General features: G+C 62.6%; 18 protein-coding genes. 12 read left to right on the top strand and 6 right to left on the bottom strand.

The genetic code is table 11. The features are described from left to right. Positions 1–153: 153 nt before the first annotated feature. The gene (locus MUY21_RS12075) at positions 154–2,523 is read left to right on the top strand and encodes a UvrD-helicase domain-containing protein (RefSeq protein ID WP_248410607.1); all 2,370 of its coding nucleotides are present in this window, start codon (positions 154–156) and stop codon (positions 2,521–2,523) included. Positions 2,524–2,533: 10 nt separating this feature from the next. Here the strand turns inward: MUY21_RS12075 and MUY21_RS12080 are convergent, their stop codons facing one another. Together MUY21_RS12080 and MUY21_RS12085 are read right to left on the bottom strand one after the other, a co-directional pair. After that, positions 2,534–3,799 (bottom strand): SulP family inorganic anion transporter, encoded by a 1,266-nt coding sequence (locus tag MUY21_RS12080; protein ID WP_248410608.1) that lies wholly within the window; start codon positions 3,797–3,799, stop codon positions 2,534–2,536. A gap of 440 nt (positions 3,800–4,239) precedes the next feature. Next, positions 4,240–4,455 (bottom strand): DUF1127 domain-containing protein, encoded by a 216-nt coding sequence (locus tag MUY21_RS12085; protein WP_248410609.1) that lies wholly within the window; start codon positions 4,453–4,455, stop codon positions 4,240–4,242. A 477-nt stretch (positions 4,456–4,932) separates the two neighbouring features. Here MUY21_RS12085 and MUY21_RS12090 point away from each other — a divergent pair, with 477 nt between their 5' ends. The 10 genes from MUY21_RS12090 (at position 4,933) to MUY21_RS12135 (ending at position 17,312) form a co-directional block, all read left to right on the top strand. Beyond that, positions 4,933–6,009, top strand: coding sequence for an Mrp/NBP35 family ATP-binding protein (locus tag MUY21_RS12090; RefSeq protein WP_248410610.1), 1,077 nt, complete (start codon positions 4,933–4,935; stop codon positions 6,007–6,009). 665 nt (positions 6,010–6,674) lie between these two features. Beyond that, complete coding sequence (mraZ, locus tag MUY21_RS12095; RefSeq protein ID WP_248410611.1) at positions 6,675–7,190, top strand: division/cell wall cluster transcriptional repressor MraZ; 516 nt, start codon at positions 6,675–6,677, stop codon at positions 7,188–7,190. A gap of 1 nt (position 7,191) precedes the next feature. Continuing rightward, positions 7,192–8,190, top strand: coding sequence for a 16S rRNA (cytosine(1402)-N(4))-methyltransferase RsmH (gene rsmH, locus MUY21_RS12100; RefSeq protein WP_248410612.1), 999 nt, complete (start codon positions 7,192–7,194; stop codon positions 8,188–8,190). Continuing rightward, positions 8,190–8,531: a cell division protein FtsL gene (locus MUY21_RS12105; protein ID WP_248410613.1), complete on the top strand. Its 342-nt coding sequence runs from the start codon at positions 8,190–8,192 to the stop codon at positions 8,529–8,531. The genes rsmH and MUY21_RS12105 overlap by 1 nt, the downstream gene beginning before the upstream one ends. After that, complete coding sequence (locus MUY21_RS12110) at positions 8,528–10,324, top strand: penicillin-binding protein 2 (RefSeq protein WP_248410614.1); 1,797 nt, start codon at positions 8,528–8,530, stop codon at positions 10,322–10,324. Before MUY21_RS12105 ends, MUY21_RS12110 begins: the two co-directional genes overlap by 4 nt. Positions 10,325–10,342: 18 nt before the next feature. Beyond that, a complete protein-coding gene (locus tag MUY21_RS12115) occupies positions 10,343–11,833 on the top strand; it encodes a UDP-N-acetylmuramoyl-L-alanyl-D-glutamate--2,6-diaminopimelate ligase (protein WP_248410615.1) in 1,491 nt (496 codons plus the stop codon). Continuing rightward, positions 11,830–13,245 (top strand): UDP-N-acetylmuramoyl-tripeptide--D-alanyl-D-alanine ligase, encoded by a 1,416-nt coding sequence (murF, locus tag MUY21_RS12120; RefSeq protein ID WP_248410616.1) that lies wholly within the window; start codon positions 11,830–11,832, stop codon positions 13,243–13,245. Before MUY21_RS12115 ends, murF begins: the two co-directional genes overlap by 4 nt. 21 nt (positions 13,246–13,266) lie before the next feature. After that, on the top strand, positions 13,267–14,349 hold the full coding sequence (gene mraY / locus MUY21_RS12125) for a phospho-N-acetylmuramoyl-pentapeptide-transferase (protein ID WP_248410617.1): 1,083 nt from the start codon (positions 13,267–13,269) through the stop codon (positions 14,347–14,349). Between the two features lie 159 nt (positions 14,350–14,508). Further along, the gene (gene murD, locus MUY21_RS12130; RefSeq protein WP_248410618.1) at positions 14,509–15,918 is read left to right on the top strand and encodes a UDP-N-acetylmuramoyl-L-alanine--D-glutamate ligase; all 1,410 of its coding nucleotides are present in this window, start codon (positions 14,509–14,511) and stop codon (positions 15,916–15,918) included. A gap of 107 nt (positions 15,919–16,025) precedes the next feature. Then, positions 16,026–17,312, top strand: coding sequence for a DUF3422 domain-containing protein (locus tag MUY21_RS12135; protein WP_248410619.1), 1,287 nt, complete (start codon positions 16,026–16,028; stop codon positions 17,310–17,312). Here MUY21_RS12135 and MUY21_RS12140 read toward each other — a convergent pair. From MUY21_RS12140 to MUY21_RS12155, 4 genes are all read right to left on the bottom strand, one after another. After that, positions 17,245–18,309, bottom strand: a complete 1,065-nt coding sequence (locus MUY21_RS12140) for a YeeE/YedE family protein (RefSeq protein WP_248410620.1) — start codon at positions 18,307–18,309, stop codon at positions 17,245–17,247. The genes MUY21_RS12135 and MUY21_RS12140 overlap by 68 nt on opposite strands. A 201-nt stretch (positions 18,310–18,510) precedes the next feature. Beyond that, positions 18,511–19,422 (bottom strand): ABC transporter permease, encoded by a 912-nt coding sequence (locus MUY21_RS12145; RefSeq protein ID WP_248410621.1) that lies wholly within the window; start codon positions 19,420–19,422, stop codon positions 18,511–18,513. Further along, positions 19,415–20,416, bottom strand: coding sequence for an ABC transporter permease (locus MUY21_RS12150; RefSeq protein WP_248410622.1), 1,002 nt, complete (start codon positions 20,414–20,416; stop codon positions 19,415–19,417). The genes MUY21_RS12145 and MUY21_RS12150 overlap by 8 nt, the downstream gene beginning before the upstream one ends. Before the next feature lie 65 nt (positions 20,417–20,481). Beyond that, entirely contained in the window at positions 20,482–22,149 is a 1,668-nt protein-coding gene (locus tag MUY21_RS12155; RefSeq protein WP_248410744.1) for a peptide ABC transporter substrate-binding protein, read from the bottom strand. A 250-nt stretch (positions 22,150–22,399) separates the two neighbouring features. On the opposite strand from MUY21_RS12155, the gene MUY21_RS12160 reads away from it, so the two are divergent. Next, a complete protein-coding gene (locus MUY21_RS12160; RefSeq protein ID WP_248410745.1) occupies positions 22,400–23,563 on the top strand; it encodes a M20 aminoacylase family protein in 1,164 nt (387 codons plus the stop codon). Position 23,564: the final 1 nt, after the last annotated feature.

Below are 23,564 nucleotides of genomic sequence, written 5' to 3' on the forward strand. Positions count from 1 at the left end.
GTCAATGGGCAGTCACTATATAGAGGCGAGCCTTTCGCCGCGCCCCCTTTAGGGGGCGGGAAATTTCGGGGTTTGGCTGACAATCGGTTTGCGCGGGCAGAACATTCATGGAACACTCTTCCCACCCCGCCTCGCCGCTGATAAAGAGCGCATATGAGTGATTTCGACGAAAACGACGCGTTCGAGGCCGCCGCCCGCCCCCGCCTGTCCGAGCAGGCGATGGCCGCGCGCCCGATGCCCTATCTTGACGGTCTGAACCCGGCACAGCGCGAAGCGGTCGAGGCGCTGCACGGCCCTGTCCTGATGCTGGCCGGTGCCGGCACGGGCAAGACCAAGGCCCTGACCACGCGGATCGCGCATCTGCTGAACACCGGGCAGGCGCGCACGAACGAAATCCTTGCCGTGACCTTCACCAACAAGGCCGCGCGCGAGATGAAGGAACGTGTTGCCAGCCTGCTGGGCCAGACGGTCGAGGGGATGCCGTGGATGGGCACGTTCCATTCGATCTGCGTGAAGCTGCTTCGCCGCCATGCCGAACTTGTCGGGCTGAAAACGAATTTCACGATTCTGGATACGGACGACCAGATCCGGCTGCTGAAACAGTTGATTGCGGCGGCGAATATCGACGAGAAACGCTGGCCCGCACGGCTGTTGGCGGGCGTGATCGACAACTGGAAAAACCGGGCATGGACGCCGGAAACCTTGCCGTCATCCGAGGCCAACGCCTTCAACGGACGCGGACCGGAATTATATGCCCAGTATCAGGAGCGGTTGAAAACGCTCAACGCCTGCGATTTCGGCGACCTGCTGCTGCATATGGTCACGATTTTCCAGAAACACGACGACATTCTGACGAAATACCAGACTTGGTTCAAATACATCCTTGTCGACGAATATCAGGATACCAACGTCGCCCAATATCTGTGGTTGCGGCTTCTGGCGGCGGGGCACAGGAATATCTGCTGCGTCGGTGATGACGACCAGTCGATCTATGGCTGGCGCGGGGCCGAGGTGGGCAATATCTTACGGTTTGAAAAGGATTTTCCCGGCGCCAAGGTCGTGCGATTGGAACAAAACTACCGCTCGACCGCGCATATTCTGGCGGCCGCCTCCGGCGTGATTGCGGGCAATGAGGGACGCTTGGGCAAGGAGTTGTGGACCGAGGCCGAGGGCGGCGAAAAAGTGCGCCTGATCGGCCATTGGGACGGCGACGAAGAAGCGCGCTGGGTGGGCGAGGAAATCGAGGCGATGCAATCCGGCTCACGGGGTCGGGCGGGGATGTCGCTGGACGATATGGCGATCCTTGTCCGCGCCTCGCATCAAATGCGTGCGTTTGAAGATCGCTTCTTGACCATCGGTCTGCCCTATCGCGTCATTGGCGGCCCGCGCTTTTACGAGCGGATGGAGATCCGCGACGCGATGGCCTATTTCCGGCTGGCCGTATCCCAAGACGACGATCTGGCTTTTGAACGCATCGTAAACACGCCCCGGCGCGGGCTGGGCGACAAGGCGGTTCAGACGATACAAGGGCTGGCGCGACAGAACGGCGTGTCGCTGGTGGAAGGTGCGCGGATTGCGGTGGACACCGGCGCGATCAAGGGCAAGGGCGGAAAGGGGCTGGCCGAGTTGGTCGCGGGGCTGGATCGCTGGTTCACCCAACTGCGCGCCGAGGACGACACCCATGTCGAAATGGCCGAGGTCATATTGGAAGAATCCGGCTATACCGACATGTGGCTGAACGACAAAACGCCCGAGGCACCGGGGCGGCTGGAAAACCTGAAGGAACTGGTCAAGGCGTTGGAAAGTTTTGAAAACCTGCAAGGGTTTCTGGAACATGTCAGCCTGATCATGGACAATGACACCGACGACGCCGAGGAAAAAGTCACCATCATGACCCTGCACGCAGCCAAGGGGCTGGAATACCCCGCCGTGTTCCTGCCGGGGTGGGAGGATGGGTTGTTCCCCTCGCAACGGTCTATGGACGAAAGCGGGCTTAAGGGCCTCGAAGAAGAACGCCGGCTGGCCTATGTCGGCATCACGCGGGCCGAGGAGATTTGCACGATATCCTTTGCCGCCAACCGTCGGGTCTATGGTCAGTGGCAGTCGCAACTTCCGTCCCGTTTCGTCGATGAACTTCCTGCGGACCATGTCGAAGTGCTGACCGCGCCCGGCCTTTACGGCGGTGGCTATGGCGGCACGGCGGGCGATTTCGGCGCCTCGCCGCTTGAGGACAAGGCCAGCCGGGCGGATGCCTATAACTCGCCGGGATGGAAGCGGATGCAGGCGCAGGGTAACCTGCGCGCCAAACCCAGCCCCAATGAGGCGCGCGGGTTGGTGATTGACGCGACCGCCGTGTCGTCCTTCACGCAAGGCGACCGCGTGTTTCACACCAAGTTTGGCTATGGCACCGTGATGGGCATCGAAGGCGACAAGCTGGATATCGAGTTTGACAAGGCGGGCGCCAAGAAAGTCGTGTCGAAATTCATCGTGCCTGCCGCGCAAGCGGGCGATGTCCCATTCTGAGCGGGCCGCGTTAGCGGTCCGGTGGGGTCCAGTCTTTTTCGGGCTCAGCATTGCTGCGACGCAGGCGCAGGGCCAGCCCGACCGAGACACCGACGCCAATGGCGATGGTCAGGTCCGCAAACACCGTCAGCACAAGCGTCAGCAACAGCAGCACGCGGTCCGACATGCGCCCCTGCATATAGCCGCGCCAATTCTGCGGCTCGCTCATGTTCCAGGCGGTCAGCATCAACAGCCCGGCCAGTGCGGGCATCGCAAGGTAACCTGCCAGCGGCGCGGCCAGCAGCATGACCAAGAGGATGGTCAGCGCATGGACGATGCCCGCAACGGGTGTCTTCCCACCGGCCCGCACGTTGGTGGCGGTGCGCGCAATCGCGCCGGTGGCGGGTAGGCCGGCAAACAGCGCCGATCCGATATTGGCAAAGCCCTGTGCCAGAACCTCGGCATTCGGGCGGTGTTTACCGCCGATCATCCGGTCGGCGACCATCGCAGACAGAAGCGATTCGATGCTGGCCAGAAAGGCGATGACAAATGCGGATGGTAAAAGCTCGGTGATCCGCGCGATGCTGATCTCGGGCAGGGCGGGGGCGGGCAAGGTGCTGGGCAACGCCCCGAAGCGCGAGAAGATCGTGTCGACCGGCAGGCTCGCCAGCGCGACCGCCGCAGACGTAACGCCCACGGCGATGATCAGCCCCGGAAATTTCGGTGCAAGCCGCCGCAAGCCGACGATCAGCACCATTGTTATCAGCCCGATTGCCAAGGCCGCACCGCTGACGCTGTCGCGTGCGGCCCAAAGGGCGCTCATCTTCGCGATGAACTCGGCGGGCACTTCGGCGATGGACAGGCCGAACAGGTCCTTGATCTGACTGGTGGCGATGATGATGCCGATGCCGATGGTGAAGCCATTGATGACCGGTTCAGGCACATAGGCGACCAGATTGCCCGCGCGCAAAAACCCCGCGACCAACATGATGATCCCGGCCATCAGCGTCGCCAGCACCAGCCCGTCATAGCCGTGATCGGCAATCACGCCATAGACGACAACGATGAACGCACCGGTCGGCCCGCCGATCTGCACCCGGCTGCCGCCCAGAAGCGAAATCAGAAACCCGGCCACAATGGCGGTCACAAGCCCCTTTTCCGGCCCCGCGCCGGAGGCGATGGCAATGGCAAGGCTCAGCGGCAGGGCGACCATGGCCACCGTCACACCGGCGAGCAGATCGCTGGTGAACTGGTCGCGATCATAGTCACGCAGCGTGGTCAGGATTTTGGGTTGCATGGGATGAGCTAGGCCGCGCGACATCCGAAAATCAACCGATAAATCTGCAATCCCGGTATGTCTGGGGCCGGGCAACACGGCTGCTGCCTGTTGCCAAAAAAAGAAACGGCGACGCCCGGGAGGAGGTGAGCGCCGCCGTTCTATCGTGATGCGGGGCTCCGGGAGGAGGTAGAGACCCGACGTCAGATGGTTCGGGGTCTGGGAGGAGGTAGACCCGTCACCGTATCGGTTTGACCCCGGGAGGATGTGGGGCAAACCGGATCTTAGGGGGTGCGGTGGCGCCAGGGAGGAGGACAGCGCCACCGCGACCCGCGGACCTTCAAGGGAGGAGGAAGAAGGTCCGAAACTTTCTGATTGTGCGGCGGGAACCGGGGAGGAGGTCGGCCCCGCCGCCAATCAAAGCCACCACCCGGGAGGAGGGTAGGTGGTGGCCCGGAAACTCAGTTGCCGTAGACGGCCATGCGGGCGACCGTGCGGATCGACGCGCGGCCAAGGCCCAGGTCGCTCAGTTCGCGGTCACTCAGTGCGCTCAGCTCGCGGACGGTTTCACGGTACTGGGCGCGCTGCGCCATTTTCTCTTTCCAGTCTGCAAACCGGAGTGCCAGACGATCGGCAATGCCGACGGGGGCAGAAAGGATTTCATTTGCGTATGTCATCTTCTTACTCTCTTGCGTCGTTTCCGCGGGCTCTTTCGAGGCGCGGGGCAGCCGGACCGTGTCGGGCCGCCAAGTGTTCTGTTGGCGCTCACATCGTCGCCGTGACCCCAAGATGGGCATAATGCTGCATTTGCACAATACCCCGCTTCCGCAAAGCCGGTATGCGACGAATGCATACTTAAAAACTCCATGTTTTTAAGTGCTTGATGGAAATTTGCGCGGTGACGCAAGGTAAATTGCTGCGGCGCAGAAGTCGGAATGCTGGCGTTAACTTTGGGTCAACTTGCAGGGCGGCGAGGGGACTCGTCCTGCGCCCGAAACCGTGTCGCGATCTGACGGGGTGTCGGGTGTGAAAGCCGTGATATGCATCATGGTCCTTTTGGCCTGCGACGGCGTGACCGACCGCCTTTGCCGCGTATGCCCCTTGCACCTGTCGGCAAAGCTGCCAAGTAATGGTCGAAATCGTAGGAGGCACGAATGTCGGAAATGCGCGAAAAGATCATGGGCACCTTGTCCACAATTGCCCTGCCGGACGGGGGGGATCTGGCCTCGCGCGATATGGTGCGTGCGCTCAGTGTTGATGGCGGGGCTGTCAGTTTCGTGATCGAGGCACCGACGCCGGAACAGGCAGCTGGCATGGAAACGCAGCGCCGCGCGGCAGAGGCCGCTGTGGCTGCCCTTGATGGGGTCGAGCGCGTTTCGGTCATCCTGACCGCACACGGGCCTGCCAAGCCCGCGCCACAGGCCCCGAACCTGAAGATCGGCGGGCATCCCAAACCGCAGGCCGGGCCGTTGCCGGTGCCGGGCGTGGCGAGTGTGATCGCCATTGCCTCGGGCAAGGGCGGGGTGGGGAAATCCACGCTCAGCTCGAACCTGGCCGTGGCGTTGGCGCGGCAGGGGCGCAAGGTCGGGTTGCTGGACGCCGACATTCTGGGCCCAAGCCAGCCGCGGATGATGGGAACCAGCCAGCGCCCGTCATCGCCCGATGGTGAACAACTGGTCCCGGTCACGGCGCATGGCGTCAAGATGATGTCCATTGGCCTGATGCTGAAATCCGACCGCGAGGCCGTGGTCTGGCGCGGTCCGATGTTGATGGGGGCGCTTCAGCAGATGATGTTTCAGGTCGACTGGGCACCGCTGGACGTGCTGATCATCGACCTGCCGCCGGGCACGGGTGACGTGCAACTCACCCTGGCGCAGAAATCGCAACTTACCGGCGCAATCATCGTGTCGACCCCGCAGGATGTGGCACTTCTGGATGCGCGCAAGGCGATTGACATGTTCGACAAGGTGAAGGTGCCGATCCTTGGCCTGGTCGAGAATATGTCGACCTATGTCTGCCCCAACTGCGGGCACGAGGCGCATTTGTTCGGTCACGGCGGTGTCCGCGATGAAGCTGCCGAACTGGGCGCGCCCTTCCTTGGTGAAATTCCCCTGTCGCTGGACGTGCGTCTGGCGGGTGACAGCGGCACGCCTGCCGCCCTGGGGGACGGGCCTGTGGCAGATGCCTATGCCGCGCTGGCCCGAGATCTGGTGGCGCGCGGCATCGCCTGAAGGTGCTTGTCAAACCGAAGCGAACGGCCCGTGGGAAATCATGGGCCGTTTTTGATTCACCTTTTGAATCACCGGATGGGAAATCATGGGGATCGGGTTGCGAACCCGTGGAATCTCTCCAAAACCAGCTATCAAATTCGGATTCTCTGTGCTGGTTCGTCCCTATTTTGCGACATATCCGTTCCTGATTTCGAAAAATATGGGAAATCGAGGGATTTTTTTGTGCTGCGCTTGCAGCACTATATTTGGTGTCTGATCTGGTAGGCTTCCGCTAAGTTTCGTTCAAATGGGGGCGAAATTCCTACAATATCTTGTTTTTCACACCCCTGCAGAACAAGATATGCCCAGTTTGTCCCGTAAAAAACTATTGCGTCCCATAAATTCCCAAGCTATCCCTAAATACAAGATGAGGACGGGACATAAGAGGCAACAAGACCTCATGACACTCCCAAGTCAGGTTTCATACAGGCACCCGCTTCATCGCAACGAAAGAGATCCGGCGCGAACGCGAGCAGACATCCCCCCAGGTGGCGCGCGCAGCTGGACACCCGGAAACGGGACAGGCGGCGGATTGGGCAGTGGCAGCAGCTCAATCCGCCGTTTCTATTCCAGCCCCCCAAATCTGGGGCAGGGCAGTGAAGTGGGACAGTGAAGGAGCCGCGCAAGTGGCACGCAGGTTCAGAGGTGAAAGCCACCACAAGGTGGATGCAAAGGGCAGGGTCTCGATCCCGGCCCTGTTTCGCCGTGTGCTTGAGGCGGGCGACCCCGACTGGACCGAGGGTTTGAACCCCAATCTCGTCATTGTCTATGGCGACAAGCGTCGCAACTTCCTTGAATGTTACACGATCGAAGCGATTGACGAGGTTGATCAGCAAATCGCCGATTTGCCGCGCGGTTCGGTCGAACGTCGCGCGTTGGAGCGTATGTTCAACGGTCAATCGCTGCCGACAACGGTGGATGAAACCGGCCGACTGGTTCTGCCTGCCAAGCTGCGCCAGAAAATCGGGCTTGAGAACGAGGCGTTCTTCATCGCAACCGGCGACACGTTTCAGATCTGGAAGCCCGAGACCTACGAAAACGTCGAAATGGCCAAGGCCGAGGCATGGCTGGACAGCCAGCCCGAAGATTTCGACCCGCTCACGCTTTTGGGTGGCGCGTCGAAATCCGGAGGGGATGGATGACATGACCGACCCGGCTGCCACCGAAAAACGTCCTCATATCCCAGTTTTGCTACGGCCGCTTTTGCAAGCGGTCGCGCCTGTTTCTGGCGACTGGGCAGATGGCACGTTCGGGGCGGGGGGGTATACCCGTGGATTGCTGGAGGCCGGGGCCGACTGGGTCTGCGGGATCGACCGCGATCCGATGGTGTTCGACATGGCCGCCGAATGGGCGGCGGATTTTGGCGACAGGCTGACCCTGTGTGAGGGCACGTTTTCCGATTTGGACGAACTGGCAGGCCGCCCGCTGGACGGCGTGGTTCTGGACCTTGGGGTCAGTTCGATGCAGTTGGATCTGGCGGATCGCGGCTTTTCCTTCATGCGCGACGGGCCGCTGGACATGCGGATGAGCCAATCCGGCCCCACGGCGGCTGACATCGTCAATCAGGCGGATGAGGAAACGCTGGCCGACATCCTCTATCACTACGGCGAAGAACGCGCCTCGCGCCGGATTGCACGTGCCATTGTGAAAGCCCGGGCGGAGACACCGTTTGAAACCACGCTGCAACTGGCATCAGTGGTGGAAAAATGTCTGCCCCGCTCGAAACCCGGTCAAAGCCACCCGGCGACCCGTTCGTTTCAGGCCATCCGCATCGCGGTGAATGATGAGTTCGGACAGCTGATTGACGGGCTTGAGGCAGCAGAGCGGGCGCTGAAACCCGGTGGCAGGCTGGCGGTTGTCACCTTCCATTCGATGGAAGACCGCGTGGTGAAGCGGTTCTTGCAGGCGCGCGCATCCGAAGGGGGCGGCGGGTCGCGCTATGCCCCGCAAGAGGCCGCGGAAACGCCGCGCTTCAAGCTGACACCGCGCAAGGCCATTGCGCCCGACGCCGACGAGCTTGCTGAAAACCCCCGTGCCCGGTCGTCGCGCCTGCGTGTCGCCACCCGCACCGATGCCCCCGCCGGCCCCTCGGACCGGCGCAAACTTGGCCTTCCTTCCCTTGTTTTCAAGGATAAATCATAATGCGTAGCTTGCTTTACATCACTTCCGCCCTGGTCGTCATGGCGCTGGCCTATTGGGCTTACTCGGAAAACTACAAGACGCAGGCGTCGCTGGATCGGGTCGAGTCGTTGCAGCGCGAAATCGGGCAGATGCAGGAGCAACTTGCCGTGCTGCGCGCCGAATGGGCCTATTTGAACCGCCCGGACCGGCTGCGCGATCTGGCCGAGCTGAATTATGATCGTCTGGGTCTTCTGCCGCTGGCGCCCGAGCAGTTCGGCCGGGTGGAGCAGGTGGTCTTTCCAGACGAAGATTTGCCGGAAATCACCGAAACCTTCGATGTTTTTGGGGAGATTGACCAATGACCCGCGTCCCCCTGCGCCCGCTGGCCCGTATTCTGGATGCTCGTGCCAAGGGCGAAAACCCCGATGCGATCGAACGCGAGAACCTGCGTCATCGGCATGAAGAAATTCGCGACCGGTCACGCCTGCGCTCGGAAGGGCGGCTGTTGGTGATGGCCGGGCTGTTTCTGTGTGCCTTCCTGGTGGTGGGCGGGCGGATGGCGATGCTATCCTCGACCGAGCCGCAGGAACCACGCGCCCAGGCGCCTGGATCGGCGATTGCCACCGCACGGGCCGATATCGTTGACCGGCAGGGGCGCATCCTGGCGACCAACCTTGTCACCCATGCGCTTTATGCCCAGCCGCCCCTGATGGTGGATCCGCTGCGCGCGGCGGACGAGTTGGTGAAAATCTTTCCCGACCTCAAGCGCGAGCGGTTGATCAAGGATTTCACCGGCACGCGCAAGTTCCTGTGGATCAAGAAAAAACTCAGCCCCGAGCAAAAGCAGGCCGTGTTTGACATTGGCGAGCCGGGCCTGTTGTTCGGCCCGCGTGAGATGCGGCTTTACCCCAATGGCAAGCTGGCGGCGCATGTGTTGGGCGGGGCCAGTTTCGGACGCGAAGGTGTCAGCGCCGCCGAAGTGATCGGCGTGGCGGGCGTTGAAAAGCAGTTTGACGATTATCTGCGTGACCCGGCCAATGGCGATAAACCGCTGGCACTGTCGATTGACCTGACCGTCCAAAGCGCCGTGGAGCGGGTGCTTTACGGCGGAATGAAGCTGATGAACGCCAAGGGTGCCGCCGCGATCCTGATGGATGTGCATACCGGCGAGGTGGTGTCGGTCGTGTCCTTGCCCGATTTCGACCCCAACAAGCGCCCGCGCGTTCTGACCAAGGGCGATCAGTCCGACAGCCCGTTGTTCAACCGCGCGGTGCAGGGGGTTTACGAGCTTGGATCGACCTTCAAGATTTTCACAGCGATTCAGGCGATGGATCTGGGGCTGGTCAATGCCAACACGATCATCGACACCGGCATCCCGATGAAGATCGCAGGCTACCGGATTGGCGAGTTCAAGAACAAGAACTATGGCAAGCTGAGCGTGTCGGATATCATCGTCAAATCCTCGAACCGGGGCACCGGGCGGATGGCGCTTGAGATCGGACCGGAACGTCAGCAGACCTTCCTGCGCGCGCTTGGCATGTTTGATCGCACCCCGTTCGAGATTGTCGAGGCGCGCGGCTCGCAACCGCTTCTGCCGAAGAACTGGGGCAAGCTCAGCTCGGTCACGATTTCCTATGGGCACGGGTTGTCCTCGACGCCGATGCATTTGGCGGCGGGTTATGCCGCGATTGCCAATGGCGGGTTCGCGGTGAAGCCGACCGTGCTGAAACAGGACCGCATCGCACGCGGTCCGCGGATCATGTCGGCGGAGTCTGCCGCGGCAGCGCGCGATATGCTGCGCAAGGTCGTGACCGAAGGCACCGCCTCGTTCGGAGAGGTGAAAGGTTACAAGGTGGCGGGAAAGACCGGGACCGCCGACAAACCGCGCCCGCAAGGCGGCTACTACGACGACAAGGTGATCAACACCTTCGCCAGCCTGTTTCCCGCCGACAAGCCGAAATATGTTCTGGTGGTGACGCTGGACGAACCGGTCGAAACATCCGGCCCGAAGCCGCGACGCACCGCTGGCTGGACCGCTGTTCCGGTGGCGGCCGAAATCGTGCGCCGGGTCGCGCCCCTTCTTGGAATGAAGCCGGAACCGGAACCCATCGTTGAATCCCTAGCGGCAACTGGGGTAACACTCGCTTCGAACTGATCTGGATGGGTTGCATATATGGGCGCTGAGACAAACACCAAATCCCTGGCGGAACTGGGGCTGAGCGCCCGAGGTGGCAAAGAGGCGCGCATTACCGGCCTGTCGGTGGACAGCCGCAATGTGAAACCTGGACATCTGTTCGCGGCCCTGCCGGGAACCAAGGTGCATGGCGGCGAGTTCATTCAATACGCGCTGCGCATGAAGGCGGGGGCGATCCTGACCGACCCGGAAGGGGCCAGGATCGCGAAGGCCGAACTGGACGCCTCGGATGCTGCGCTTGTCGTCACCGAAGACCCGCGCATGGCGCTGGCCTATGCCGCGGCCCTTTGGTTTGGTGCGCAGCCCGAACACATGGTCGCCGCGACCGGCACCAACGGCAAGACCTCGGTCGCCAATTTCACCCGCCAGATCTGGACCCTTCTGGGGATCAAGGCCGCCAATCTGGGCACCACCGGGGTCGAAGGCGCATTCTCCGCCCCGCTGGCCCACACCACACCCGAGCCGATCACCCTGCACAAACTGCTGGCCGAGATGGCGGGCGCCGGTGTCACCCACGCGGCGATGGAAGCATCAAGCCACGGGCTTGCCCAACGCCGTCTGGACGGCGTGCGTCTGTCGGCGGCCGCGTTCACCAACTTCACGCAGGACCATCTGGATTACCACGCGAGTTTTGACGAATACTTCGCCGCCAAGGCCGGGCTCTTTGCCCGTGTGCTGCCGGAAGGTGGCACCGCCGTGGTCAACATGGACGATCCCAAAGGGGCCCAGATCGCCACCATCGCCGAGGCGCGCGGTCAGACGCTGATCCGTGTAGGGCAGAGCGACGAGAACGAACTGCGCATCAAGGCCCGTCGTTTTGATGCCACCGGGCAAGAGCTGATGTTCACATGGAACGGTGCGGCGCACACCGCGCGCCTGAACCTGATTGGCGGGTTTCAGGCGGAAAACGTGCTGGTTGCTGCAGGACTGGCCATCGGGTGCGGGGCAGAGCCTCAGCACGTGTTCGACACGTTCAGAGATCTGGAAACCGTGCGCGGGCGGATGCAACTGGCCGCCACCCGAAACAATGGTGCGGCGGTGTTCGTTGATTATGCCCACACGCCCGATGCCCTGAAAACCGCGCTGCGTGCCATGCGCCCTCATGTTCTGGGCCGTCTTGTGGTGGTGTTCGGGGCCGGTGGTGATCGCGATACCTCGAAACGTGCGCTAATGGGACAGGCGGCGGCGGAAAACGCCGATGTCGTCTTTGTCACCGATGACAACCCACGCTCCGAAGACCCTGCCGCGATCCGTGCCATGGTGATGGCGGGCTGCCCCGAAGCGGCGAATGTCGGCGACCGCGCCGAGGCGATCCTGCGCGGCGTTGATGCGCTCGGCCCCGGCGATGCCCTTCTGATCGCGGGCAAGGGGCACGAGGCAGGTCAGACTGTTGGCGATCAGGTGTTGCCGTTTGACGATGCCGAACAGGCCTCGATCGCGGTGGCCGCGCTGGATGGACGCCTCGCATGAGCTTGTGGACGGCCGACGACGCCGCGAAGGCCACGGGTGGCAAGGCGCAGGGCGACTGGTCGGTCGATGGCGTGTCGATTGATACGCGCACCATCCAGCCGGGCGATCTGTTCGTTGCCCTGAAAGACGTGCGCGATGGGCATGACTTCGTCGCGCAGGCCCTGGAAAAAGGCGCGGGCGCTGCGATGGTCAGCCACATTCCCGAAGGCGTCACCCCCGACGCACCGCTTCTGGTCGTCGATGACGTCCTGACCGCGCTCGCGGCGCTGGGCCGTGCCGGTCGCGCCCGCACGGATGCGCGCGTGGTTGCTGTGACGGGATCGGTCGGCAAGACCTCGACCAAGGAGATGCTGCGCGCGGTCTTGTCCGCTCAGTGCCGCATCCATGCCGCCGAGGCGAGCTATAACAACCATTGGGGCGTGCCGCTGACTCTGGCGCGGATGCCCGAAGACACCGAATTTGCCGTGATCGAAATCGGCATGAACCATCCCGGCGAAATCGGCCCCCTTGCGCGCTTGGCGCGGCCCCATGTGGCAATGGTCACGACCGTCGCTGCCGCGCATCTGGAAGCCTTCGAGGATCTTGCCGGAATCGCGCGTGAAAAAGGCGCGATTTTCGAGGGGCTGGAAGAGGGTGGCACTGCGGTGGTCAACGGCGACCTTGAGACCACGCCGGTTCTGACCCACGCCGCCGACGGCCATCATGTTGAGAGATTCGGCGAAGGCGTGGGCAACGATCACCGGCTGACCCATGTTGCGCTGTCGCCGGATGCCACAATCTGCAAGGCCACGGTCGCGGGTCAGGAACAGGTGTTCAAAATCGCCTCACCCGGACGTCATTTCGCGATGAATGCGCTGGCGGCTCTGGTCGCGGCACACGCGCTGGGCGCGGACGTGACGCTTGCCGCCCGCGCGATGAACACTTGGCAGCCCCCCACCGGACGCGGCACGCGCGAAAGCGTCACACTGGACGCCCCCGAAGGCCTGACCATGACCCTGATCGACGATGCCTTCAACGCCAACCCGACCTCGATGGCCGCCGCGCTGGAGGTGCTGGGCGCGATGCAGCCCACGGACGGGGTGGGCCGCATCCAGAAAGGTCGCCGCATCGCGATCCTGGGCGACATGCTGGAACTTGGCCCGGACGAGGTCGCCCTGCACGCCGCACTGGCCGATCTGCCGTTCTTGCGTGCCATCGACCAGGTGCATTGCGTCGGACCGCGAATGCAGGCGCTCTGGTCGCGGCTGGATGGCGATCAGCAGGGGCTTTGGGTCGCAACCGCCGCCGAGATGTCAACGCAGGTGCACCGTCTGATCGACGCAGGCGACGTGGTGCTTGTGAAGGGGTCGAAAGGGTCTTTGGTGTCCCAAACTGTTGACGCGATCCGCAAAATGGGTCAATCGCTTCGTTAATTCCAGAAAAGGGCCCGCTTTATGTTGTATTGGTTGACCGAGTTCTCGGACGGTGGCGATGTTTTCAACCTGTTTCGCTATATCACCTTCCGGTCGGGCGGCGCCTTCTTCACCGCGCTTCTCTTCGGCTTTCTGTTCGGTCAGCCGCTGATCAACATCCTGCGGCGAAAACAGGGCAAGGGTCAGCCGATCCGCGATGACGGCCCCGAAAGCCACAAGGAAAAACAGGGCACGCCGACGATGGGCGGGCTGTTGATCCTGTCAGCACTTCTGGTGTCCACGCTACTTTGGGCGCGGCTCGACAATCCCTATATCTGGATCACGCTGTTTGTCACCTATGGCTTCGGACTGATCGGTTTTGCCGACGACTATGCCAAAGTGTCCAAAGCCACGACAGCCGGGGTATCCGGCAAGCTGCGCATGGCGCTTGGCCTTCTGATCGCTGCCATCGCGGGCTATCTCGCGTCGATCTGCCACCCCGAAGGGTTGCAATTCAAACTGGCGCTGCCCTTCTTCAAGGACACGCTTCTGAATATGGGCCTGTTCTTCATCCCTTTCGTGATGATCGTGATCGTGGGCGCGGCCAACGCGGTGAACCTGACCGACGGTCTGGACGGGCTGGCCATCATGCCGGTGATGATTGCCGCCGGCACGCTGGGCGTCATCGCTTACGCGGTGGGCCGTGTCGACTTCACCGAATACCTCGATGTCCATTACGTCCCCGGTACGGGCGAGCTGTTCATCTTCACCTCGGCCCTGATCGGTGGGGGCTTGGGCTTTCTGTGGTACAACGCCCCACCCGCTGCCGTGTTCATGGGCGATACCGGGTCACTGGCGCTGGGCGGCGCGCTGGGTGCCATCGCGGTCGCCACCAAGCACGAGATCGTGCTGGCCATCGTTGGCGGGTTGTTCGTCGTCGAGGCGCTGTCGGTCATCATCCAGGTGCTTTACTACAAACGCACCGGACGCCGCGTCTTCCTGATGGCGCCGATCCACCACCATTTCGAACACAAGGGCTGGCAGGAGCCGCAGATCGTCATTCGCTTCTGGATCATCTCGCTGATCCTCGCCCTGATCGGATTGGCAACGCTGAAAGTCCGCTGATCCAACTCTTTCTTCTGGCTAAAAATATCCCGGGGTAGAGTGAAACCAACGGTTTCACTCGAAGGGGCAGCGCCCCTTTCCTGCCTCGCAACATCAGGCAGGGGCTTTCGTTTCCACGCGCCGTGGTCTAGCCATAATGAAACGAAACAGGAGGCGTGGATGATCCCTGTCAAAGGCTATGAAGGTCAGAAGGTTGCGGTTCTGGGGCTGGGACGGTCCGGCCTTGCCACAGCCCATGCGCTGGAAGAAGGCGGGGCCGAGGCGCTTTGCTGGGACGACAGCCGTGAGGCCCGCGAGCACGCCGAAGGGCAGGCCCTGATCCTGCACGACCTGACCAAGGCGAACGCCTGGCAAGACGTGGCCGCCCTGATCGTCAGCCCCGGCATTCCTCATATCTATCCCGAACCGAACAGGGTAATCGCCGCCGCGATGGAGGCGGGCGTGCCCGTCGACAACGACATCGGCCTGTTTTTCCGCAGCTTTGCCGACGGTGACTGGGACAGTTTCGACACCATGCCCAAGGTGATCGCGGTCACCGGGTCGAACGGGAAATCCACCACCTCGGCCCTGATCCATCATGTGCTGGAACATGCCGGGCGTCCTGCGCAACTGGCGGGTAATATCGGGCGAGGGGTGCTGGATATTGACCCTGCCCATGACGGCGAGGTGGTGGTGCTGGAACTGTCCAGCTATCAGACCGAGCTTGCCCGCGCACTGACGCCGGATGTGGCGGTGTTCACCAACCTGTCGCCCGACCACCTGGACCGGCATGGCGGCATGGGGGGGTATTTCGCGGCGAAGCGGCGCCTCTTTGCCGAAGGTGGCCCGGACCGCGCGGTGATCGGTGTGGACGAAGCCGAAGGCGTCTATCTGGCGGGGCAAATGTCCGAAGGGCCGGCGGATGATCGGGTGATCCGCGTTTCGGTCGACCGCAAGCTGACGGGACCGGGCTGGCAGGTCTATGCCCGCAAGGGGTTCTTGTCGGAATACCGCAAGGGGCGGCAGGTGGGGTCGATCGACCTGCGCCAGATCAAGGGCTTGCCCGGCACACATAATCACCAGAATGCCTGCGCGGCCTATGCGGCCTGCCGCACGTTGGGTCTTGCCCCCAAGCAGATCGAGGCTGCGTTTCATGCCTTCAAAGGCCTGCCACACCGGTCGCAGCTGGTGGGCGAACAGGACGGGGTGGCCTTCGTCAATGACAGCAAAGCCACCAATGTGGACAGCGCCCGCGCCGCCCTGTCGGCCTTTCGCAATATCCGCTGGATCGCGGGGGGACTGGGCAAGGATGGCGGCATCGAAAGCCTGACCGACGAGGATCTGGCGGGCGTTACCAAGGCCTATCTGATCGGCCATTCGGCCCGCGAGTTTGCGTTGCAGTTGGGCGACGTGCCGCACGAGGTTTGCGAGACGATGGCGCAGGCGGTGGCGCGTGCCGCCGAAGACGCCCAGCCGGGGGATACCGTTCTTCTGGCCCCGGCCGCCGCCAGTTTCGATCAGTATCCGGATTTCGAGAAACGCGGCGACGATTTCACCGAGCTGGTCGCATCGCTTGTGTCGGGCGGCTGACCCGCCTGTATTCCGCGGCATACTAAAACAGTTGAAAACCCCTTGTTATTAAGGGTTTGCAAGGGGTATCCGCTCTGCTACCTGTGTCGCGGAAGGAGCAAGGCCCTATGTTTTCACTGGAAGATTATCCGCAGCGTTATGACCTGGCGAACGAGCTTCATGCCCGTCCGTCCCCGGCGTTGTCTGCTCCTGTCACGGCCGTTTATCTTGCCGTCAAACGCCCCGACCATGCGGCCAGCCGGGATCGTGACGCAGATCGCGCGCATCTGATCGACCTTCTCGACCGGTTCGGCGCGCCCCATCCCAGCCCGGATGCAAACCACTATTTCGGCACGATCGGGCGCCATCACCTGAAATGGGAACAACATACCGAGTTCGTGACCTATACCGTCTTTGCTGACGGCGTCGCCTCGCGGGCTTTTGATCCTGCGGCTTTCGATGTGTTTCCCGAAGACTGGTTGCAACAGGCACCGGGCAAGCGTGTGACGTCGATTCATCTTCGGGTCGACATCATGCCCGAGACCGAAGCCGAGATGAACGATGTGCTCAGGAACTGGTTTGTGGCCGAAAGCGTGGCGGCGACCTGGGTGCTGGACCGGGCCGCGATGGTGGCCGGTGATTTCCGCATAGACACGGCCGGGCATATCCGCTTTGCCGCCTTTGTCGACAAGGCTGCCGGGCCGCGCCGCATCGGTCGGATCGTGCAGCGCCTGTGCGAGATCGAGACCTACAAGTCCATGTCGATGCTGGGCCTGCCCCCCGCGCGCCATCTGCAGGCCAGGCTGGGCCATCTGGATGGCGAACTGACCAAGCTGGTGGGCGCCATGTCACGCGATGATGAAGCGCCCGAGGCGACTTTGGACGAACTTCTGCAAATCTCGTCCGAGCTTGAGGATCTGACCGCCGCGACGTCATTCCGGCTCAGCGCGACCAAAGCCTATGAGGCACTGGTGAACCAGCGCATTCAGGCGCTGCGCGAGGAACGGTTCATGGGGCGCCAGACGATGAGCGAGTTCATGATGCGCCGCTATGACCCCGCGATGCGCACGATCAAAAGCGCCGAACGACTGTTGGGCAGCATGGCCCAACGGGCGATGCGGGCGGGCGATCTGCTCAGAACCCGCGTCGATGTGCAACGGTCCGAACAGAACCAGGCCTTGCTGGAGGGGATGAACCGCCGCGCCGACATGCAACTGCGCTTGCAGGAAACCGTCGAAGGTCTGTCGGTCGTCGCAATCAGCTATTACGCGGTGTCACTGGCGGGCTATCTGGCCTATCCCTTGACCGAACTGCTGGGCATATCGAAAGGGATGCTGACTGCCGCGCTCACGCTGCCTGTGGTTGCGCTTGTGTGGTGGGGCGTGCGGCGGATCCGCCATTCGATCGGGACGTAAGGCGCGCATCCACGCGCCCTGCCGCCCACGCGCCAGCCGAGATGGCGATCAATGCCAGCACCGCGGCGACCGACAATGTCGCCACACCCGAAATGCCGGCACCAACGGTGCAACCGCCAGCCAGGACGCCGCCAAAGCCCATCAGCGCACCGCCGGTCAGGTAACGGCCCATTTGGCCCGGACCGTCGAAACCCTGCCATTGGAACCGTCCCGCGATCAGTGCCGATGCCAGTGCACCCAATACCACGCCACCGATCAACCCGGTGCCGAAGTTGGCCCCGATGGCCGAAGATGCGCCGGCCCAGAACAGCGTGTCTGCCAGCGGTGCGGTGAAGGACAGGCTTTCAAAGGTGATCGGGTCGAACTCGTCTTGCAGCACCAGACCGGTGCCGACCCAGCCCAGCGGGATCAAAACGCCCAGAAGGGCCGCCAGCAGCAGCACACCGGCGCCTGGGCGCGCCTGACGGATCAGGAAGCCCGCCAGCAGAACCGGCAGGATCGCGGTCCAGAGCGGCAGGGTCGGGGCAGGGATCGTCACCCCCTCAAGCGCGACGCGGGCCGGGGAAAGCAGCCCCTTCAGCGTCGCCAATGCCGCAAGGGCGGCCACGAACAGCACCACCAGTGCGCGCAGGTTGCCCGACGCTCCAAGCACCGCCAAACGTGACAGACAGCCCCGGGTCAGAACCATGCCGATGCCAAACAGCAGCCCGCCGATAACGATGGACAGATAGGGCAGGTCAGCGGCGAGGAACCGATGGGCCGAGAACTCGATCCATCCCGCCTGCACGACGCCCTGGGTGCCCAGAATGGCCACAGCCAGGGCGGTCACCCATATCGCCAGCGCCGCGCGATTGTCCTGTCCGCCACTGATCAGGCCACGCCGCAGACAGAAGCGCGTGATTTCCGCCAGCACGCCGAAGGCCGCGCCCAGCCCCAATCCGAACAGGATCGAGGCGGTGCGCGGGGTCAGGGTCTCGAAGCCAAGGGTCTCAAACATCTTCATGTCTCCGCATTTGGGAATGTGTTCCATCTGGCAAGTGATTTCGGCTCTGGCAAGGGGTGTGTCAGGGCGTTTGGTGTTTATTCTAAGGAAATTTTCCTGCCTTTCGCGGGGCGCAGCGAACGATATGCGGCGATGTGACGGGGGCAGTCAAACGGGCGTTGCTTCACAGGTGAACGAACCGTATCGGCGTTCTTTTTAACGCCTGACAGGACGGATCCAACGCGGATCAAGCGCGTCGCGCAGACCGTCGCCCAGATAATTTACGCCAAGCACGGTCAGGGTGATCGCCAACCCTGGCCAGATGGCCCGCGTTGGCGTCACGGTCATGTAATTGGTCCCATCATACAGCATCCGCCCCCAGCTTGGCACATCGGAGGGAAAGCCCAACCCCAGAAAGCTCAGCGCGCTTTCGGTCAGGATGGCATGGCCCACGCCCAATGTGGCCGAGACCAGGATCGGGCCAAGAATATTGGGCAGGACATGGCGGCGGATCATCGCAAACGGGCGCGTGCCAAGGGCGATGGCGGCAAGGATGAATTCGCGCTCGCGCAGGGCCAGAACCTCGGCCCGGACGATCCGGGCGGTCTGCATCCAACTGGTCAGCCCGATCGCGCCCACGATCAACAGGAAAATGCCGGTTTCGGGACCGAGTAGCGCCCGAAGGCTGTCGCGCCACAGCATGATGGCGACCAGTAGCAGGGGCAGAAGCGGCAGGGACAGGAACAGGTCGGTCAAACGCATCAGCGGTGCATCCCAGCGGCGCAGAACGCCCGACAGCACCCCGACCAGCGTGCCAAGCCCGACCGCCAGCCCCATGGCGACCAGCCCGACCAGCAGCGACACCCGACCGCCGGCCATCAGCCCCGCCAGCAGGTCGCGCCCCAGCTGGTCCGTGCCAAGCGGATGGGTCAGGCTGGGTGGTTGTGAGCGCGCCGCGATGTCGATCTGCGCCGGGTCCGGCGGCCACAGCCACGGCCCGATCAGCACCCCACCGACAATCGCAGACAGCAGAACCAGTCCCGCCACCGCGCCACGATGGGCGACAAAGCGTCGCCAGACCCGCGACCGGCGCGCTTTGCCGGGGAGGGGTGCGGCGACCCTAGTCATAGCGGAGCCGGGGATCCAGCAGCCCATGCGCGATGTCGGCCAACATGTTGAAGGCAACGATCAGCACCGCAAACAGAAAGGTCAGCGTCTGCACCAGTGGCACGTCGCCGCCATGGATGGCCGAAATCAGAAGCTGTCCCAATCCGTTCACGCGAAACACCTGTTCGGTCACGATGGCGCCGGCAAAGACCTGCGGAATGGTCAGCGCCAGCACGGTGATGACCGGCCCCATCGCGTGGCGCAGCGCATGACCCAGCAGCACCCGCGGCTCGCTCATCCCCTTGGCGCGCGCGGTGCGGATGAAATCGCGATGCATTGTGTCCAGCATCGACGCGCGCAGATAACGGCTGAACTGGGCGGCGTTGAACAGGGCCAGCACGGTGACAGGCATGACCATCTGGCGCAGTTGGAGTGTGAAGCTGTGCCAGTCCGTAACCCGAAGCGTGGTGTCATAAATCGACGGAAGCCACCCAAGATGCACGGAAAAAAGCAGGATCAGCAGCACGCCCAGAAAGAAACTGGGCACCGAAAAGCCGATCATCGCCGCGAAAGTGCCCAGTTGATCCACCCAGCCATAGGGCCTGCGGGCCGACAAGATGCCCACCGGCAACGCGATCAACAGGCCAATCACCAGCGAAAGCCCGACCACCCACAGGGTCTGGGGAAGGCGCTGGACGATCAGGTCCGCCACCGGGGCATGGGTTGACCAGCTCAAAAGCCGCATCCTATCGCCGTCCCGACCGATCAGGCCGTCCAGAAGGTTCAGGGGTTCGTTCACAAAAAACTGTTTGCACCAAAGCAGATAGCGCACATGGGTCGGCGCATCCAGGCCAAGCCCGGTGCGGATCTGGTCACGAACCTCGTCCGGGATGGTCAGGGGCAGGCTGGCGGTGGGATCGTTGGGGGCCAGGTCGATCAGCAGGAAAATCACAAGGCTGATCGCGATCAGCAGCGGAACGGAAAAGGCAAGTCGTCGCAGCGTATAGGTAAACATGGCACGACCTGCGCTCTTTCGATGTCTGCGTCCATGGGACGGGTGTTGCGTTCAGTCTAGCGGTCTTATCTGGCGCGGGTCCAGTCCGCGATATTCCAAAGCTCGCTGTCCCAGGAGTTCATTTTCACCCCCAGAAGCGTGTTCGAGATCGCTGAAACATCGCCGCGATGCACCAGCGGGATCAGCGCGCCGGCCTGCATCAGCATATCGTTCATTTGCCGCGCGATTGCCGCCCGGTCTTCCAGGGCCGAGGTTTTCGCCAGCTCCGCCGCCAGCGCGTCATAGGCGGGGTTGCAATACCGCGGGATGTTGAACCCCAGCCATGAATTGGCGGGTTCGGGGATGCCTTTGCAGGTCCAGTTGTTCAGATACGCCTCGGGGTCGGTGCCGGGGAAGAAATTGGTGAACATCTGGATGTCGGCATAGAATTTCTGGAACGTATCCGGGCTGGCCGGGTCGCCGCCAAAAAAGACCGACGGGTCGATCTGGCGCAACTCGGTCTCGATGCCGATGTCGGCCCACCAGGATTTCAACAGCGCCTGCGTGTCCTGGCGCACCGGGTTGATCGAGGTCTGGAACAGCACTGACAGGCGGATGCCGTTCTTCTCGCGCACACCATCGCCATCGGCGTCGACCCAACCGGCGCTTTCCAGAAGCTGGCGCGCCTGTTCAAGGTCTTGCGTCAGGCAGTCGTCATTGGCGCTTGAGGCATAGATCGCGGGCGCGGGCAGAATATCACAGGTCGGCTTGCCCGCCGCACCATAGCCCAACGCGGCAACCGCCGCGCGGTCGATGGCAAGTGACATGGCCTTCAGAACAGCGGGGTCGGTCAGAAACGGGTGTGCACCGCCTTCGCGGGTCGAGCGCAGCGCGCCAAGCGTGGGCGACGGATCGGTGCGGTTGATCATCAGCCGCTCCACCGGCGTGCCAAAGGACCGGATGATCTGGCCGCTGCCACCATCTGCCATGGCGTCAAGAACGGCGGGGTCCACCTGAAGGTTCCAGGCATAATCTGCCTCGCCCGTCTCCAGCACTGCCCGCGCCGCGCTGATCGCGTCGCCGCCGCCCTTGATCGTGACAGTTGCAAAGCCCGGTTTGTCAGGGTCGCGATAATGAGGGTTGGCGGCGTAGGTGGCGACATCGCCGGCCCGAAATTCCGTGACCCGATAGGGTCCGGTGCCGATGGGGGCCGTGTTCTGGGTTGTGCAGCTTTGCGCGGCGGCCCCCAGACAGGGCAGGAATTGCGCCTTTTGCAGGATCGGTGTTTCAACTCCGACCAGCGGGCCATAGGGAAAGGGTTTCGGTGCGGCGAAGGTCAGGCGCACGGTCAGGGCGTCCAGCGCCTCGACCGCGATCACGTCGGAAAACTTGCCCGCCTGTTGGCAGCCACCGTCCTCTGTCATGCAGTATTTTGCCGTGAAAACAACATCATCTGCGGTTAAGTTCGTCCCATCTGACCAGTAAAGGTCAGGGCGCAGCGTCCAGGTGATCGTCGTCAGATCCTCGGAAATGCCGCCATTGGCGCGGGTCGGGATCTCTGCGGCCAGCCAGGGCACCATGGCACCTGTTTCATCGTAACGCGCCAAGGGTTCCAAGACCAGCGAGGCGGGTTCGATGTCTTTCGGGCCACTGGACAGATACGGGTTCAGGAGGGTTGGCGCTTGCCAATACAGGATGTCCAGATGACCCGAGGCCCCGCGTTCGGCGCAGGCGGCGACCGGCAGCATTGCCATGACGATTGCCGCCGCACATCCCCAAGATAGCCCTGTGTTGTTGGTCATCTCTGTCACCCCCTTGGCGAAAACCCATACCGCCGCCGCATGACAAAGTCACGTCATCGCGCACGGATATGCCCGAATTATCCTGTCCGAACGGGCTGGACAGTTGAACCGGATTGGGAACCCTCGCATTGTCAGGCAGGCGGCAGGGATTCGGATGCCGTCAGCCAAACCCGAATGTTACCATCAGCAGAAAGGGCGCGTCGTGCCGATCAGGAACCGATTTCACGAGTTGAAAAATGACATCACTTCGTGGCGCCGCGATTTCCATGCACATCCCGAACTGATGTTCGACACACACCGCACCGCCGGGATCGTCGCCGAGAAGTTGCGCGCCTTTGGCTGCGACGAGGTGGTGGAAGGCATCGGGCGCACCGGTGTGGTCGGTGTCATCAAGGGGCGCAGTGACAGCGCGGGGCGGGTGGTCGGCTTGCGCGCCGACATGGACGCGCTGCCGATCGACGAGGCGACGGGGCTGAACTATGCCTCGACCATTCCCGGCAAGATGCATGCCTGCGGCCATGATGGGCATACCGCGATGTTGCTGGGGGCGGCGCAATACCTGGCCGAAACGCGCAATTTCGATGGCACCTGCATCGTGATCTTCCAACCCGCCGAAGAAGGCGGCGGGGGAGGGCGCGTGATGTGCGAGGACGGGTTGATGGACCGGTTCGGCATTCAGGAAGTCTATGGCATGCACAATTGGCCGGGCCATGATGCGGGCACGTTTGCGATCCGCTCCGGCCCGTTTTTCGCGGCGACAGACCTGTTGGATATCCGGTTCGAAGGGCGCGGGGGCCACGCCGCCAAGCCGCATGAAACGATTGACCCGGTGGTGATGGCGTCGCAGGCGGTGCAGGCGTTGCAGACCATCGCCTCGCGCAGTGCCGATCCCACCGATCAGGTGGTTGTCTCTGTCACATCGTTCCAGACAAGTTCGAGTACATTCAATGTGATACCGCAAGAAGCTCATCTTCTTGGTACGGTGCGCACGCTGTCAAACGATGTTCGAGATCTGGCCGAAGACCGTGTTCATGCGATCTGCAACGGCATCGCGGCGGCGTTTGGTGGCACGGTCACAGTGCGATACGAACGAAACTATCCGGTGATGGTGAACCATGACCGGGAAACCGCGTTCGCCGCAGAGGCCGCTCGGGCAGTTGCGGGCAATTGCGAGGACGCGCCCCTGATTATGGGCGGCGAGGATTTTGCCTATATGCTGGAAGAACGACCCGGCGCCTATATCCTTGTCGGCAATGGCGACACGGCGATGGTTCACCACCCCGAATACAATTTCAACGATGAGATCATCCCGCAGGGCTGTTCGTGGTGGGTCGAGGTGGTCGAGCAGCGAATGCCCCTGACCTGAC

The sequence above is a fragment of the Aliiroseovarius sp. S2029 genome (assembly GCF_023195575.1).
GTDB lineage: Bacteria > Pseudomonadota > Alphaproteobacteria > Rhodobacterales > Rhodobacteraceae > Aliiroseovarius > Aliiroseovarius zhejiangensis.

What these genes read in the sequence shown, in the direction of transcription:
- MUY21_RS12085 (WP_248410609.1), bottom strand. Translation starts at nt 4,455, where the DNA reads ATGACATACGCAAATGAAATCCTTTCTGCCCCCGTCGGCATTGCCGAT.
- MUY21_RS12140 (WP_248410620.1), bottom strand. Translation starts at nt 18,309, where the DNA reads ATGTTTGAGACCCTTGGCTTCGAGACCCTGACCCCGCGCACCGCCTCG.
- MUY21_RS12115 (WP_248410615.1), top strand. Translation starts at nt 10,343, where the DNA reads ATGGGCGCTGAGACAAACACCAAATCCCTGGCGGAACTGGGGCTGAGC.
- murD (WP_248410618.1), top strand. Translation starts at nt 14,509, where the DNA reads ATGATCCCTGTCAAAGGCTATGAAGGTCAGAAGGTTGCGGTTCTGGGG.
- mraY (WP_248410617.1), top strand. Translation starts at nt 13,267, where the DNA reads ATGTTGTATTGGTTGACCGAGTTCTCGGACGGTGGCGATGTTTTCAAC.
- MUY21_RS12150 (WP_248410622.1), bottom strand. Translation starts at nt 20,416, where the DNA reads ATGTTTACCTATACGCTGCGACGACTTGCCTTTTCCGTTCCGCTGCTG.
- MUY21_RS12105 (WP_248410613.1), top strand. Translation starts at nt 8,190, where the DNA reads ATGCGTAGCTTGCTTTACATCACTTCCGCCCTGGTCGTCATGGCGCTG.
- MUY21_RS12110 (WP_248410614.1), top strand. Translation starts at nt 8,528, where the DNA reads ATGACCCGCGTCCCCCTGCGCCCGCTGGCCCGTATTCTGGATGCTCGT.
- MUY21_RS12155 (WP_248410744.1), bottom strand. Translation starts at nt 22,149, where the DNA reads ATGGCAATGCTGCCGGTCGCCGCCTGCGCCGAACGCGGGGCCTCGGGT.
- MUY21_RS12080 (WP_248410608.1), bottom strand. Translation starts at nt 3,799, where the DNA reads ATGCAACCCAAAATCCTGACCACGCTGCGTGACTATGATCGCGACCAG.
- MUY21_RS12145 (WP_248410621.1), bottom strand. Translation starts at nt 19,422, where the DNA reads ATGACTAGGGTCGCCGCACCCCTCCCCGGCAAAGCGCGCCGGTCGCGG.
- MUY21_RS12090 (WP_248410610.1), top strand. Translation starts at nt 4,933, where the DNA reads ATGTCGGAAATGCGCGAAAAGATCATGGGCACCTTGTCCACAATTGCC.
- murF (WP_248410616.1), top strand. Translation starts at nt 11,830, where the DNA reads ATGAGCTTGTGGACGGCCGACGACGCCGCGAAGGCCACGGGTGGCAAG.
- MUY21_RS12135 (WP_248410619.1), top strand. Translation starts at nt 16,026, where the DNA reads ATGTTTTCACTGGAAGATTATCCGCAGCGTTATGACCTGGCGAACGAG.
- rsmH (WP_248410612.1), top strand. Translation starts at nt 7,192, where the DNA reads ATGACCGACCCGGCTGCCACCGAAAAACGTCCTCATATCCCAGTTTTG.
- MUY21_RS12075 (WP_248410607.1), top strand. Translation starts at nt 154, where the DNA reads ATGAGTGATTTCGACGAAAACGACGCGTTCGAGGCCGCCGCCCGCCCC.